The organism is Nonomuraea sp. MG754425 (assembly GCF_021699195.1).
GTDB lineage: Bacteria > Actinomycetota > Actinomycetes > Streptosporangiales > Streptosporangiaceae > Nonomuraea.
Window position 1 is genome coordinate 33,293 of record NZ_SSXE01000064.1, and the last position, 13,182, is coordinate 46,474.

Genomic DNA, 13,182 nt, shown 5'->3' on the forward strand with positions numbered 1-13,182 from the left:
GATCGTACGATGAGGCGGTGGACGGTGCCCGCGTGCGACCGATCGACGCCGTCGCGGTCCTGGTCGCGGCAGGCTTGACGCCCGCGAGCGGCTATGCGGGGCCGGGCCTGGTGATCCTGCTGGCGGGCGCGTTGCCGCTGCTCTGGATGCGCCGGGCGCCTCTCGCCGTGGCCTGGATCTGCGCCGGCATCGCGCTCGCCGTGCCGGTGCTGGCCGTGCTCGTCCCGTCCGTCGTGGCGCTGCCGGCCGCGGGCGCGCCGATCTGGCCGCCCGCGGGCCCGTTCGCCGCTTACGGCGCGATGGTGTTCGCCGCCGATCGCCGCCCGCTGTCGCGGTGGCTGCCGGTGATCGTGCTGGCCTTCGCCGTGCTGACCCTGTCCGACCGGGCCGGGCTGGTCGCCCGCAGCGAGGCGGTCATCGCGCTCGCGGTGCTGTACGGCCGGTACGTCTCCGTCAAGGAACGCCTGCGCGCCGAGCTGGCGGAACGCTCCGGGCGGGTCGAGCGCGAGCGGCTGGCGGGCGAACTGCACGACGTCGTCACCCATCGCGTCAGCCGGATCGTGCTGCGGGCCGGCGTGCTGGCCCTCGCGTCCGGCGACGACCGCGCCAGGCTGGCGGCCGAGGAGATCCGCGCGACGGGCTGCGAGGCGCTCGACGAACTGCGGCACATGGTGGCGCTGTTACGGCGCGGCACCGGCGAGGGCTTCGACCTGGGGCTGCCGCTGCCGAACCTGCGCTCCCTGGTGATCGACTCGGCCCAGGACGGCGTGCCGGTGGAGCTGGCCGTGGAGGGTGTCCCCGAGCCCGTCGCCGGACTGGTGGGCCGTACCGCCTACCTCGTGGTCGAGACGGCCCTGGCCGACGTGCGCAAACACGCGCCCGGGGCGGAGGCGCGGGTCCTGGTGCGGTACGCGCCCCGCTCCGTGCGGATCGTCGTACGCAACACCGGCGGCTCGCCGTCGGCCTGGGTCACCGGCTCCGGCCCCGGCATGAGCCTGCCCGACCTGCGGGCGCGGGTGGCGCTGGCCGGCGGCACGCTGGAGTGCGGGCCGCTGGCCGACGGCGGCTTCCAGGTCCAGGCCGTCTTCCCCACGTCGTGAGAGCCGGGGTCACGAGGCGTAGACGACCGACAGGAACCGCACCAGCACCGCCTCCCGTACGGGGGCGGGCAGCGCGTCGAGGACCGTGTTGACCACGGCCATCTCCGGTTGTCCCGCCCCCGGCCGCAGATCCACCCCGACCGAGGCGGCCAGTTCGGCGAACGCCGCGTCGTCGAGCGCCGCCAGGTCCAGCTCCGCCACCAGCTCGACCAGCCCGTCCGGCAGCACGACGGGGCCGCGCTCCCGCGCCGCCCCTGCCGACTCGGCGATCACCTTCAGCATGGCCTCGACCCCGGCCAGGGTGACCCCCGTGACCGTGACGTGCAGGTTGGCCGGGATGCCGGCGTAGGAGAGCTGCGGTTGCAGGAACCAGCCGCGCGCCCGCGCCTCGTCCGCCAGCACGAACACGTCCACGTCGTCGCCGGCGAAGGCCACCAGCGACGACTCCGGCCGGCCGAGCACCCGCAGCCCCGGGATGCCGGCCAGGCCCGCGCGCAGCCTGCGCGTCGCCTCCAGCGTGGCCCGGCCCAGCTCGGCGTAGCCGTCGCGGCCCAGTGACTGCAGGGTCGCCCACGCGCCGCCGAGCGGGCCCGCCGACCTGGAGCTCTGCACGGTCGCGTTGATGACCGTGTACCCGGGCCAGGCCCCCGACGCGAAGTACGCCGCGCGCCGCATCGCCGGATCGGCGAACAGCAGCACCGAGGCCCCCTTGGGCGCGTAGCCGAACTTGTGCAGGTCGCAGGAGATCGACGTCACCCCGGGCACGGACAGGTCGAACGGCGGCACCGCCGCGCCCGCCTCCCGCAGCCAGGGCAGCAGCCAGCCGCCCACGCACGCGTCCACGTGGCAGGGCACGCCCGCCGCCGCGGCCACGGCCGCCACCTCCGCCACGGGGTCGATCACGCCCTGCGGATAGGACGGCGCGGAGGCAACGACCATGATCGTGTCCTCGTCGACGGCCCGCTCGACGTCGCCCGCCCGCACCTTGTACGTCTCCAGGTCCACCGGTACGGCCACCACCCGTACGCCCAGGTAGTGCGCCGCCTTGTGGAAGGCCGGGTGCGCGGTCACCGGCAGCACCAGGTTCGGGCGGGGACGCGCGGCCCGGTCGCGGGCGGCCTTGACGGCCAGCATGATCGACTCGGTGCCGCCGCTGGTGAAGACGCCGTGCCCGCCGCCCAGCAGGTCCGCCACCGCGCCGACGACCTGCCGCTCCATCTCGACCACGCTGGGGAACGCGGTCGGGTCGAGGCAGTTGACCTCCAGCATCTCCAGGTACGCCCGGGTCGCGGCGTCGTTCACCTCGGCCCGCCCGGTGTCGTAGACGTAGGCGGTCACCTGCCCGCCGCGTACGGGCAGGTCGTGCTCCTTCAGGCGGGCCACCTCCGCCAGCAGGTCATCGACGGTTCTTCCGGTCGGGGGCAGGTTCACACGGTCTCCTCGGTCCGGGCCGACCGCCCGTAGCGGACCACGAACGGCAGGCTGATCAGCATGAGTGCGGCGGGCAGCGCGGTGAAGCCCAGCAGCAGCCCGGTCAGCGCGTCCGGTGACTGCGCGACCGGCGACCCGACCGGGGCCGAGACGAACCCGGAGAGGCTTAGCACCAGCGCGAACAGCCCCGGACCGAGCGCCAGTCCCGCGGTCTCGCCCGCCGTCCACAGCCCGGTGAACGCGCCCGCCTGCGCCTGGCCGGTACGGGCGGCGTCGGCGTGCACGGTGTCGGGCAGCAGCGACAGGGGCAGCAGTTGCAGTGCCGCGTAGCAGACGCCGGCGAGCGCGGTCAGCGCCAGCGTGGCCGCGAGAGCGCCGGCCGCGATCGCCGGGATCAGCGCGAGCGCGACGGCGCAGAAGCCGGCGGAGGCGGCCAGGTAGCAGCGCACCGGCCCGTGGACGCGCGCCAGCCGCGCCCAGACCGGCACCGCGAGCATGCTGGGCCCGACCAGGCAGACGAACATCACCGTGGTCAGCCCGTAGTCGCCCAGCCGGTACGCGGCCACGTACGGGGCTCCGGCCAGCATCACGGCCACCGCCAGCGCCTGCGTCACGAACGCCGCCAGCAGCACGAAGAACGGCGCGTTCCCCCTGGCCAGCCGGAAGGCGGCGACGGGGCCGAGCCGGCGGGGGCCGGGCTCGGAGCGCACCCAGCGGGTGGCCAGCGTCGCCCCGGTCAGCGCCGCCGCCATGACGGCCCCGATCGTCACCCCCATCACGGCGTAGCCGGCCCGGCCGCCGCCGGCCAGGTCGACCACGGCGGGGGCCAGGCCGCCGGCGACCAGGATGCCGGCCGTCAGGCACACCACCCGCCAGGACATGATCCGGGTGCGCTCGCCCGGGTCGGCCGACATCTCGGCGGGCAGGGCGACGTACGGCACCTGGAAGCAGGCGAACGCGGTGGCCGCCGCCAGGAACGCCGCCCCCGCCCACACCGCCCCGGGCAGGTCGCCGGGCACCGCGAACATGAGCGCGAACGACACCGGTAACGCCGCCGAGCCGGTCGCCAGCAGACGGGTCCTGCGGCCGGTCCGCACGGCCTCGCGGTCGCTGGCCGCGCCGACGAGGGGGTTCAGCAGCACGTCCCAGATCTTGGGCGCGACCAGCACGCCGCCCGCCACCGCGGCCGGGACGCCCAGCGTGTCCGTCAGGTAGTACAGGAGCAGCAGGCCGGGCACCGCCGAGAACACGCCGGTGCCCACGGAGCCGATCCCGTAGCCGAGCAGCCGGCCGCCGCCGATCCGGGTGGCGTTCACCGGGGGTCGCCGGGCAGGCCGAGCGTGCGGTGCAGGGTCTGGTGCAGGTGGGCGCGGAAGCGGCGCAGCGCGGCCCGGTCGCCGCCCGCCCGCCGGCGGCCCTCGGCGTCCAGCACCCCGCCCTTGGCGAAGCCGTGCACCGCCCAGACGGCGGTCCACACGGTGTACTCCAGGTCGGTCTCGTCCGCGATCAGCCCGGCCTCGGCCGCGGGACGCAGCGCGGCGGTCACCGCGGCGAGCAGCGGCTGCACGTACTGGCGCTCCAGCTCGGTGACGTCGCTCGCGTCGGAGAGCCAGCGGTGCATCCACAGGGCGGGCACCTCGGGGTGGTCCACGCAGAAGTCGAGGTAGTCGTCGGCCAGCCGGTGGATCGCGGCCACGGGATCGTCACCGGGCAGCCGGGCCAGTGCCTGTTCCAGCGCTGCCTGCTCCGCCCGGTGCGCGGCCTCCATGACGGCGAGGTACAGCTCCCGCTTGCCGCCCACGTGGTAGTTGACGGTGGCGATGTTCAGCCCGGCGGCGTCGGCGATCTGGCGCGTGGAGGTGCCGTCGTAGCCGAGCGCGGCGAACAGCCGGGTCGCGGCCTTGAGGATCGTGTCGGCCTGGCCGGAGGTCATGCGACCGAAGATAGTTCGGCCGGCTGCTCTCGGTCAATCGCTTGATGGAGACGAGGTCAGCTCAGCTCGTCGTTCAGCAGCCGCTCCAGTTCCGCGCCGGCCGCGACCGGGTCGTATCCCGGCAGGGCCGCGCGCAGCAGGTCGTGGGTCTGCCGCTCGGCGTCCGAGCCGGCCGCGCGCACCGCCGCGAGTGTCTCCTCGGCCAGCTCCACGCTGTCCATGCGCGGCGCCCGGGGGCCGTAGCTGACCTCGAGGACCCGGCCGTTGGCGTCAACGGTGGCCCTGACCTGGCCGGACGGGGCCATGCCGGTGCCGACGACCTGTTCCAGCTCCGTCCGCGCCTCCTCCAGCCAGGCCAGCATGCTCTCGCCCCTGCGGGCCGCCTCGTCGAGATCCTCGTCCCTGATGTTGCCGGGGTCGATGTCCGGGCCGTACACCTGTCGCCTCCTAGAGAAGATCGCGGGCCGCCTGCTCGACCCGCGCGCGCACAAACGTCTCGTCGAGGGGCGCGGACAGCGAGGCGCCGCTGCCGGCCCTGTCGGCGATCTCCTGCGCCTGCTGTCCCGCTTCCTCCTGCGCCGCCCTGAGCACCTCGGTCACCTTCCGGCCGAGAGCCGCCTCGCCGAGGCGCAGCGCCCGTGGGTCGATGCGCAGCCGGGACAGACCACCCTGGCCGTCGCAGGCCGCCGCGACCAGGCCGTCGTCGCTCTCGGCGCGGGCCTCCACCTGACGGATGGCCTCGCGGGCCGCCTGCAGGTCGCGCATGATCCGGCGGCTCTGCGCGACGTACTGGGCCAGGAAGTCGGCGTCGTCCTCCGGCGCGGGTGCGCGCATGTCAACCCCCGGCGGTCAGGGAGCAGGGTGGTCGCCCAGTGTAGACATTTCTTTGAAGAGATCTTGAAAGTGAGATGTTTGTCTCATGAACATAACGAATCACTAATAGCCCTGACATATATCGCTATGGTGACCGGCCATGACGGGATTTGAGATCGCGTCGCATGAGGTGGGGCGCGTGGGGACGCGCATCGCCACCCACGGGGCGGAATATCAAGCAGCGCTGCAGCGGCTTCGGGAACGGGGAAACGGGGTGTCCTCCTGGGGGGATGACGGATTGTTCGGCGGCTTCGCCACCATGTACGCGGAGTGCACGCAGGTCTCGCTCATGGCGCTGACCGGGGTCTCGGGAGAGGTGGGCGGCACCGGCGAGGGGCTGCGTGCGGTGAGCAGGAACACGCGGCAGATGGAGGAGGCCAACGCCGGGAACGTGGAGAGCGCCCTATGGGTCTGACACTCTCGCCCGAGCTGAACGGGTTCGTCAGCCTGCTCGGCGTGCCCTGGCCGAACATCGACGAGGACGAGATCCGGCTGGACGCCGACGCCTGGCGGATCGTCCAGGCCGGTGCGGAGCCCGCCAGCGCCGAGGCCGACACGGACGTGCGCGGCACCCGGGACGTCTACAGCGGCGACTCGGCCACGGAACTGGCCGGGCACTGGAACCAGGTCGGCGGCAACGAGGGCCACCTCACGCAGACCGCCCTCGCCTCAAAGGTCGCGCCGATGGCGCTCGACGGCGCGGCCGGCGTCGTGAGCGCGGTGAAGCTGGCCGTCGGCATGCAGGCGGCGGCCGGGCTGACGGCCGTCGCGCAGACGCTGGCGTTCGGCGGCGCGCTCGGCGTCACGGCGGCCACGGCGCGCATGTACCTCACCCGGCACGCGATGGGGAAGGTGCTGCGGGAAGGCTCCGAGGGCACCGGCAAGGTCCTTGGCCCGGCCGTGGCCCGGCGGGTGACCGACCCGATGCGGCGCGTGCTGGACAACCTGCGCCGTCCGGGCGGCCCGGGAGGCACACCGGCGCTGGCCGGTGCGGGCGGGCGGATGCCCCTGCGGCCGACCGTGCTCAGGAACCCGGGCGGCCCCCGCTCCGTCCGGGACGGCATCGCGAACTTCGCCCGCAAGAAAGGCAACAGCGGTGGTCGCGGAGGCGGCGGCCGGCGTGGCGGCAGCAGCAGCGGCCGGCCCGGGATGTTCCGCCGGGACCAGACCGGAAAGATGCACGGCGACCTGCCCAACAGCGCGGCGAACATGTCGAAGGAAGAGGCGCAGCGGGTAGAGAAGGAGATGCAGAAAAGCCTTGATCGGCGCAACCGGGAGCAGGACAGGCTCGGCTATGAGGCCGGGCACGAGGAGCGGATCCGCAGGGAGAAGGACGCGCTGAGGCGATTCCAGGAAGACATGCGGCGAAGGGGGTTGAACTAGCTCATGCAGGCGCCGACAGGCGATGACCTCATCGCCCGCATCCTGACCTACCCCGCCGACGACGCCGGCCTGGGCGTGCTCGCCAACGACCTGCTCGACGAGTTCCACGCGGGTTACCCCGTCACGAACCTGCGCACGCTCCTGCACAGCGGCGACGCCAAGCTCGTACGCACCGGTGCCTGGCTGCTGTCCGAGCTGGGCGAGCCGGCCGGAGAGCTGATCGGCGAGGTCTCCGCCCTGCTCGCCGGCCCGCTGCGCCAGGTGCGCTTCCTCGCGATAGACGTCGTGCTGGTCACCGCTCAGAGCTGGAACGGCCCGCTCATCGCGCAGGTCATGGAGCTGGGCGCCGACCCCGAGAGCAGCGTGCGCTGGAAGGTGCTCGGCTTCCTGGCCGACGCCACGACCGAGCAGCTCACCGCGGGGGCGGTGAGCCTGGCGCCCGGCCGGGTCAAGGAGCAGGCCGAATGGCTGGTCCGGCACGACGACGAGGAGCCCGACCCGCAGGACGTCGTGACCCGGCTCGCCGGGCCCGACCCCCTGGCCAGGCTGTTCGCGGCGGCCGTCGCCGCGCGGTGGGCCGACGAGCAGCCGGACCTCCTGCTGCGCGCCACCGCCGTGCCGGACGAGGAGATCAGCTCGTTCGCCCGCGCGTGGCTGGAGGAGGCGGCGGCCGACGAGGACGAGGACGAGCCCCCGCCGGCCGGCTGAATCCTCACCCGGAGGTCCGGTACCTGGCCATGATCTTCTCCAGATGCCGGACCACCGGCCGCCAGGTCGCGGGCAGCGAGTACGCGGTGACCCGCCGCCCGTCGTGGACCAGCGTGTACGCGATGAAGTCGGCCCCGCGCGGCGGCGGCTGCGAGCGGCCGAGCTTCAGGCGGCCGAGGTGACCGCGCAGCGTGCGCCGCTCCTTGGCCGTCAGGCATGTCCTGACGGCCGGTCCCGTGCGCCGGGTGAGCCGCGCGCACCCGTCGCCGTAGACGATCACCCGGTCGTTCAGCCCCGCGAAGCCGCCCTGCTCGCGCAGCTCCACGAGCACCCGTTTCGGGGCGATCTCCGCCTGCGCCGGGCCCATGGACGTGCTCAGCGTCGCCAGCAGCACGGGCACGAGCACGATTCGCCAGATTCCCATGCCCTTCTACACGTACGGGGACGGCGGACGGCTCACCAGAGCGCGCCCGCCGCCGTGACGTCCGCGACTACCCGCAGCGTGCGCCGTTGAGGTGGAACACCTCGGGAGCCGGGTTGGGGCCGGAGGCGTCCGTGCCGTTGAACCCGAACGTCACCTTCTGCCCTGGCTTGATCGTGCCGTTCCAGCGCAGGTCACGGGCCGTCACCACCGAGCCGGACTGCGACAGGGCCGCCGACCAGGCGTGCTCCACCCGCTGGCCGCCCAGGAACGACCAGCGCAGGGTCCAGCCGTGCACGGCCCGTTCGCCGGTGTTCTCGATCGCCACCTGCGCGGTGAAGCCGCCCGGCCACGAGCCGTGCGCGGTGTAGCGGACCCGGCAGTCCGCGCGCTCACCCTTGTCGGCCAGGAACGCCGAGACCCAGACCAGCGGCGAGTTCCAGTTGATGGTCAGCTCGTTCGTGGCCCACGACTCGATGTCGTCGACGTAGCAGAACTGCGGCTTACAGCCGCGCAGCAGCCGCTGCGCGAGCGGGTCCTGGATGGCGGAGTTCGGGCCGCCCGCCAGGGTGCCGCGCGGCGGGTGGGGCAGCGCGGGGTCGAGTTGCCGGGCGTACCAGCGGCTGTGCTGGTTCTTCGAGGCGACCTCGCCGTAGCCGGTGACGTACGACTGGTTGAGCGCGTTACGGCCGAGCAGGTAGTCCATGCCCTCCCGGACGGCGGCGCGGTACCTCTCCTGACCGGTCAGGTCATGGGCCGTGGCCAGGACGACCAGGTTGTTCAGCACCAGGTTGTTGGAGCCCCAGTCGAAGTCCGGCGGGTTGTACGGCAGCCCGTACGGGTGCGCGGTCTGGACGGCCAGGTACTTCTCGGCCCCCTCCACCACCGACCGCCGCACCCGCTCCCGGTCGGGCAGCGCGTTCGGCACCGTCGCCAGCTCCAGGCGGCCGAGCTGGGCGGTGTTGCCCCAGTCGAAGCCGCGCTCGCGCCAGACGTCCCCGGTGTGGTGCGGCGAGGCCAGCACGAAGTCCCTGAACTCCTTCTCGCCCGTCGTGATGTACAGCTCGGCCGCCGCCCAGTAGAACTCGTCGCTGACGTCGCCGTCGTTGTAGGCGCCGCCGCCCACGCCGTCGTTCGGGTCGGCGTACCTGGCGGGCTCGGCCTTCGCCGCGGCCCACGCCCTGCGGGCCGCCTTGAGGTTCCTGGCGGCGAACCCGGCGTCGTACGGGGCGAACAGACGGGCTGCCTGCGCGGCCGTCGCGGCCAGGTTCAGCGTGGCGGCCGTGGAGGGCGGGTGCAGCTCGCGGAGCTGCGGGTCCAGGTGGGGCAGCAGGGGCAGGCCGGTCCAGTTCCGGTCGTGGATCTTGTGGTGCGCCATCCCCGCGTGCGGCTTGCCGTCCGGCACCTGCATGCTCAGCAGGAACTCCTGCTCCCAGCGGGCCTCGTCCAGGATGTCCGGCCGGCCGTTGCCGCTCTCCGGGATGTCGAGCTGGCCGTCCCCGAAAGCGGTCTTGTCCCGCTCGTAGGCGGCCATGAGCTGGTGCACGGAGATGCCGCCGTTGACGACGTACTTGCCGTGGTCGCCCGCGTCGTACCAGCCGCCCTTGACGTTCAGGCTGTAGTCGCAGACGCCCGGCTGGCACGGCACGCTCACGTCGCCCTGGTTCGGCGCGATCCCCGCGTGGCCCGCCGGGCGGCCGTAGCCGGGCCGCAGCTCGTCGCGGATCTCGATGCCGCTGCGCTGGGTGTAGTAGAACTTCAGCGCGTCCGCCGGGAGCCGGTCGTAGATGCCGGCCCCGATGTCGAAGGGCCTGCTCGTCTCGCCGTCGGCCGTCAGCGTGTACTCCTCGCCCGGCTCGCGGTGCGCGCCGAAGTCGAGCGTGTGCACGTTCTGCCCCGAGCTGGCGTCCACACCCCTGGGGACGGTCGTCCCGGAGGCCACGGTCCGCTTGCCGGCGTCCTTCAGCTCCCAGTCCAGCGGCTCGGTGGCCGTGGTGACCAGCGTGGCCTTCTTGGGGCCCGCCGGGAGGTAGCCCACCATGTTCACGCGGACGCGCGGGCCGGTGTCCGGCTCGTACTCCTCGGGCTCGGCGCCGCCCTTGAGCGACACGTCGTCCATGCAGAACCTCCAAGGCTCGGCGCTGCCGCCCAACTGGAAGACGACCTGCGCGTCCGGCAGCGACACGGGGGCCGTGAACGTGTAGGAGTAGGCGTTGCCCGAGACGCTCAGCTCGGGGTTGGCGGCCAGATACTGCGTCCAGGGGTCCACGGGGAGCTGGATCAGCGCCTTGCCGACCTTGGCCGGGGTGGCGGTGGCGAAGAACCGGTAGGCGTACGTCTCGCCCGCCACCAGCGGCAGGTCGTTCTGGCCGATGATGACGTCCCAGGGGTTGGCGGTGCCGCCGGGGACGTCGGCGCAGGCCCGGCCGTCCTCGACGGCGAGAGCGGTGTTGCCGGTGCTCCACCAGGGGGCGGTGCCGGTGTCGAAGGAGCCGTTGACGATCTGCTCGGGTCCCTCGTCGGCGGCCATGGCGGCCGGGGCGGGGGACAGGGCGACCATGGTGAGGAGGGCCAGTAAGGCGGCCCGGCATCGGGTCATGGAGGTCCTTACGGGATTTTGGGAGCGCTCCCAAAGGGGTGCGGAACCCTGATCCTCCTTTGCCCGGAGCCGCCGCGTCAACGGATCCGCACGGGCGGGCGGCGAAGGCGGCGAAGACGGTGAAACTTTCAGCCGTCGAGGGTTCCCGGCTCGCCGTCACGCCGGCCCAGCCGCCGGAGCACCGCCTCGGCGCGGCGCTGGTCGTACGGGGTGCCCAGCCGGTGCGCGGCGGCCAGCGCCTGCTCCGCCGCCCGGCCCGCCGCGCCCCGCCTGCCCCCGGCGGCCAGGACGAGCGCGCGGCCCCAGCCGATCCTGGCGGCGGCCCCCGGGTTCCTGGCGGCGTACCGGGACAGGTGGGCGTGCAGGCGGCGGGCCACCCGCGGGTCCGGCCACGGGTCGAGCGACCAGAGCAGCTCGGCCAGGCCGGACCAGCACTCCAGCATGCCCCGCTGCGCCCCCGGCAGCCGCCCGGCCAGCACCATCACCTCCTCCAGCACCTCCCGCGCCCCGCTTCCCGGCTCGGCCCGCGCCTCGCCGCCCGCGACCCCGCGCTCCAGGCCCGCCAGGCGGGCGGTGGCGGTGAGCAGGCGCATCTCCTGGATGGTGTGCAGGACGGGGCCGTCGCGCAGCCCGAGGTCCTTCTCGTGCGTGCGCCGTCGCTCGGCGGACGCACGGGCCCCCGCCAGCACCTCCCCGATCCGGTCCGGGGACGCCGTGCCCGACCGCAGCAGGGCCTCGGCCTGGCCGGTCAGGCACCAGTGGCGGCCGATGTCGTCCCCGCCGACCCGCCTGGCGGCCAGCTCCGCCGTGGCGGCGAACAGCTCCGCCGCCTCCGCGAACCGTCCCTGCCAGAGCGCGGTCTCGGCGAGCAGGCCCGAGCAGTTCTCCGCCACGCGCGGCGCGAGCGTCCCGGCCCGGCACTCCGTGAACGAGCGCCGGGCCGCCTCGAACGCGCCCGCGTAGAGCTGGTCGAGCCCGCGCGCCAGGCGGGCGCGGTGCACGGACTCGGCGGCGTGCCCGCTGTCAGCCGGCCCCGGCGACGCCGCGCGCCGGGTGGTCGGGGCGGGGACGGCCGGAGCGCTGTGGCCGATGGTCAGGGCGTGGTCGGCCAAGGTGCCGTAGCGGGCGGCCAGGCGGTGGCGTCCGGAGACGCGGGCGATCGTGGCGGCGTTCGCGTACGCCTCGGCCCGCAGCGCGGCGTCGCCCGTCCGCTCGGCGGCGTTGAGCTGCCGCAACGAGGCGGCCAGCAGGGTGAGCGCGTCATGCTGGTGGTAGGCGAGCCGGGCCAGCATGGTCAGCGCCTGCGCGGCCTCCCACCCGTCACCGGCCGGGCCGGGCCCATGCGCGCGGAACACGCGGTGCGCGGCCTGCCGGGCGGCGGCCAGCAGCGCCGCCCGGACGAGACCGGCCCGCGACTCGGGCAGCGGCTCGCCGAGCGTGTCCAGCGCCGCCCTGGCCAGGCGGGTGGCCTGGTGCTCCCTGGCGAGGTGATGCTCGCTGGTGCCCGCCATCCACAGGTGGCGGGCCCGCAGCCGCGGCTCCTCCTCGGTACGCGCGAGGTGCCGCCGCACGACGGCCGCCGACTCCTCGTACAGGCGCAGGCGCAGGCACAACGTCCAGTAGAGCTCCAGGAAGCGGGGTCGCCCGGACGCCGCCCAGGCCGTGCGGAGGTTGTCCAGCTCCGCGCCGAGCACGTGGACGACCCCGGTGTCCGAGGTGCCCAGCAGCGCCGCGGCGTGGCGTTCGAGCAGCCGGCCGAAGTGGTCGGAGTGCCGTCTCCGCACGGTCCGGCGCTCGGAGGGGCTCAGGCGGGCGGCGGCGTACTGCTGGACGAGGGGGTGGACGGCGTACCGGCCGGCGGAGGTGAGCTGGACCATGCTGTGGTCCACCAGGCGTACCAGCACGTCGGGGCCGGTCCCGGCGACCTCGACGGCGGCGTCCAGCGTGCAGCCGCCGCCGAACACCGACAGCGCCGCCAGCGTCTCCTGCCCGGCCCGGTCCAGCAGTTGCCAGGAGGTCTCGAAGACCGTGCGCATGCAGGCGTGCCGCGGGCGGGTGGCGGGCCCGGCCACCGACAGCAGGCCGAGGTCGGCCGTGAGCCGCCGGGCCAGCGCGGCGCAGGGCACGGCGCGCAGCAGCCCGGCCGCCAGCTCGATGGCCAGGGGCAGGCCGCCGGTGGCGGCGCAGATCGCGGCGACCGGGGCGGCCTCGCGGTCGGGGTCGAACCCCGGGCACGCCCTGGCCGCCCTGACCGTGAACAGCGCCTCGGCGTCCGGCGCGCCCAGCCCTTCGACCGTGACCGTCACCTGGCCGGGCAGGTCGGGCCGCCGCCTGCTCGTCGCCAGGACGCGCAGCGCCGGGGCGGCCCGCAGTAGCTCGCCGACGACCGGGTCGAAGGCGGGCAGGTGCTCAAGGTTGTCGAGGACGAGAAGGAGCGGGCGCGGGCGGCCGGCCACGGCGGTGAGCAGCAGGTCGAGGGCGGGACGCGGCGGTGAGAGGTCCACGTCGAGGCGGCGGGCCAGCGTCGTGACGGCCGCCTCCGGACGTACCCCCGCGAACGAGACGAACACCGCGGGCGGGTCGCAGGCGGCGATGGCCAGCCGGGTCTTGCCGACGCCGCCCGGCCCCAGCAGCGTGACCAGGCGCTCACCGGCCAGCAGCGCGCGCAGCCGCCGCACGTCGGCGTCCCTGCCGATCAGCTCCGTCCCGGGCACGGGCACGGACGGGGCGGCGC

At 74.4% G+C, this 13,182-nt stretch carries 11 protein-coding genes and 1 pseudogene; 4 read left to right on the forward strand and 8 right to left on the reverse strand.

Features of this window, described 5'->3' with window-relative positions; genetic code table 11:
- The first annotated feature begins 32 nt into the window (after positions 1-32).
- The gene (locus FAF44_RS54885; protein WP_308193359.1) at positions 33-1,100 is read left to right on the forward strand and encodes a histidine kinase; all 1,068 of its coding nucleotides are present in this window, start codon (positions 33-35) and stop codon (positions 1,098-1,100) included.
- 9 nt (positions 1,101-1,109) lie between these two features.
- On the opposite strand, the gene FAF44_RS22510 is transcribed toward FAF44_RS54885, so the two are convergent.
- The 5 genes from FAF44_RS22510 to FAF44_RS22530 are packed head-to-tail and all read right to left on the reverse strand — an operon-like array spanning position 1,110 to position 5,298.
- Positions 1,110-2,531 (reverse strand): aspartate aminotransferase family protein, encoded by a 1,422-nt coding sequence (locus FAF44_RS22510; protein WP_237105201.1) that lies wholly within the window; start codon positions 2,529-2,531, stop codon positions 1,110-1,112.
- Positions 2,528-3,847 carry an MFS transporter gene (locus FAF44_RS22515; protein WP_237105202.1) on the reverse strand — a complete coding sequence of 440 codons (1,320 nt, stop codon included), beginning with the start codon at positions 3,845-3,847 and terminating at the stop codon, positions 2,528-2,530. The genes FAF44_RS22510 and FAF44_RS22515 overlap by 4 nt, the downstream gene beginning before the upstream one ends.
- On the reverse strand, positions 3,844-4,464 hold the full coding sequence (locus FAF44_RS22520; RefSeq protein WP_237105203.1) for a TetR/AcrR family transcriptional regulator: 621 nt from the start codon (positions 4,462-4,464) through the stop codon (positions 3,844-3,846). The genes FAF44_RS22515 and FAF44_RS22520 overlap by 4 nt, the downstream gene beginning before the upstream one ends.
- A 56-nt stretch (positions 4,465-4,520) precedes the next feature.
- A complete protein-coding gene (locus tag FAF44_RS22525; protein WP_237105204.1) occupies positions 4,521-4,901 on the reverse strand; it encodes a YbaB/EbfC family nucleoid-associated protein in 381 nt (126 codons plus the stop codon).
- Between the two features lie 10 nt (positions 4,902-4,911).
- On the reverse strand, positions 4,912-5,298 hold the full coding sequence (locus FAF44_RS22530) for a YbaB/EbfC family nucleoid-associated protein (RefSeq protein WP_237105205.1): 387 nt from the start codon (positions 5,296-5,298) through the stop codon (positions 4,912-4,914).
- 178 nt (positions 5,299-5,476) lie between these two features.
- On the opposite strand from FAF44_RS22530, the gene FAF44_RS22535 reads away from it, so the two are divergent.
- Genes FAF44_RS22535 through FAF44_RS22545 form a run of 3 tightly spaced genes read left to right on the forward strand, consistent with a single transcriptional unit; the run spans position 5,477 to position 7,428 of the window.
- Positions 5,477-5,752: a hypothetical protein gene (locus FAF44_RS22535; RefSeq protein WP_237105206.1), complete on the forward strand. Its 276-nt coding sequence runs from the start codon at positions 5,477-5,479 to the stop codon at positions 5,750-5,752.
- Positions 5,743-6,720: a hypothetical protein gene (locus tag FAF44_RS22540; RefSeq protein WP_237105207.1), complete on the forward strand. Its 978-nt coding sequence runs from the start codon at positions 5,743-5,745 to the stop codon at positions 6,718-6,720. The genes FAF44_RS22535 and FAF44_RS22540 overlap by 10 nt, the downstream gene beginning before the upstream one ends.
- A gap of 3 nt (positions 6,721-6,723) precedes the next feature.
- Positions 6,724-7,428 (forward strand): hypothetical protein, encoded by a 705-nt coding sequence (locus FAF44_RS22545; RefSeq protein ID WP_237105208.1) that lies wholly within the window; start codon positions 6,724-6,726, stop codon positions 7,426-7,428.
- A gap of 4 nt (positions 7,429-7,432) precedes the next feature.
- Here the strand turns inward: FAF44_RS22545 and FAF44_RS22550 are convergent, their stop codons facing one another.
- The 3 genes and pseudogenes from FAF44_RS22550 to FAF44_RS22560 all read right to left on the reverse strand — a co-directional run.
- Positions 7,433-7,852, reverse strand: a complete 420-nt coding sequence (locus FAF44_RS22550) for a hypothetical protein (protein WP_237105209.1) — start codon at positions 7,850-7,852, stop codon at positions 7,433-7,435.
- Between the two features lie 67 nt (positions 7,853-7,919).
- Positions 7,920-10,448, reverse strand: coding sequence for a glycoside hydrolase family 9 protein (locus tag FAF44_RS22555; protein WP_237105210.1), 2,529 nt, complete (start codon positions 10,446-10,448; stop codon positions 7,920-7,922).
- Between the two features lie 128 nt (positions 10,449-10,576).
- A pseudogene (locus tag FAF44_RS22560) lies at positions 10,577-13,182 on the reverse strand (hypothetical protein); the annotation flags it as partial.

What these genes read in the sequence shown, in the direction of transcription:
- FAF44_RS22545 (WP_237105208.1), top strand. Translation starts at nt 6,724, where the DNA reads ATGCAGGCGCCGACAGGCGATGACCTCATCGCCCGCATCCTGACCTAC.
- FAF44_RS22530 (WP_237105205.1), bottom strand. Translation starts at nt 5,298, where the DNA reads ATGCGCGCACCCGCGCCGGAGGACGACGCCGACTTCCTGGCCCAGTAC.
- FAF44_RS22555 (WP_237105210.1), bottom strand. Translation starts at nt 10,448, where the DNA reads ATGACCCGATGCCGGGCCGCCTTACTGGCCCTCCTCACCATGGTCGCC.
- FAF44_RS22540 (WP_237105207.1), top strand. Translation starts at nt 5,743, where the DNA reads ATGGGTCTGACACTCTCGCCCGAGCTGAACGGGTTCGTCAGCCTGCTC.
- FAF44_RS22550 (WP_237105209.1), bottom strand. Translation starts at nt 7,852, where the DNA reads ATGGGAATCTGGCGAATCGTGCTCGTGCCCGTGCTGCTGGCGACGCTG.
- FAF44_RS22520 (WP_237105203.1), bottom strand. Translation starts at nt 4,464, where the DNA reads ATGACCTCCGGCCAGGCCGACACGATCCTCAAGGCCGCGACCCGGCTG.